Origin of the sequence: Arsenicibacter rosenii, assembly GCF_001870735.1 — a bacterium.
GTDB lineage: Bacteria > Bacteroidota > Bacteroidia > Cytophagales > Spirosomataceae > Arsenicibacter > Arsenicibacter rosenii.
Map to the genome: position 1 here is coordinate 1 of NZ_MORL01000253.1, position 507 is coordinate 507.

The 507-nt window shown below is 52.7% G+C and carries 1 protein-coding gene; it reads right to left on the reverse strand.

Annotation, left to right across the window (positions count from 1 at the left end):
- The coding region (locus tag BLX24_RS33205; RefSeq protein ID WP_177226008.1) for a hypothetical protein at positions 1–507 on the reverse strand (507 nt) is incomplete at both ends.

Here is a 507-nt window from a genome sequence, read left to right on the forward strand (position 1 = left end):
AACCAAAATCAATCCATAATGCATCGGCCGGATGCTGCATGCTGCTTTTCGCTACTTTTACGATGGCTACCGGAAAACCGGCCAGCTTTTGATTTCCCAGGTCACTGTACTGAAAATCGCCTATCGTGACATATGGTATTTCTGTCTGAATCACCAGGTCAGTAAAACGGATTTCCTTAAAACTGACCGTACCGTTCTTTGTATCAACTTCATCATTTTCTCTGACCTGCGCATTGACCCGGCTGCCGATGCTTAACTCGCCGCTCAGGCGGGCTTTGGGATAAAACTCACCCACCCCGTTCACTTCACGGTATTCCAGATCCAGCTGTGAGCCGCGGTAGATGATGCCGTTGGCACGGAAGGCGGGCATCTTAACCGGAATATCGCCTTCGTTGCGGACAGTTGCCGCATAGAGCCCCGTCTGCGGATCAATGATGGCCCCGTAGGTAAAGGCATTGTCGGAGACGGGCAGGGAGATCAGCCCCCCGAAGCTGCCGGCCATCAGTT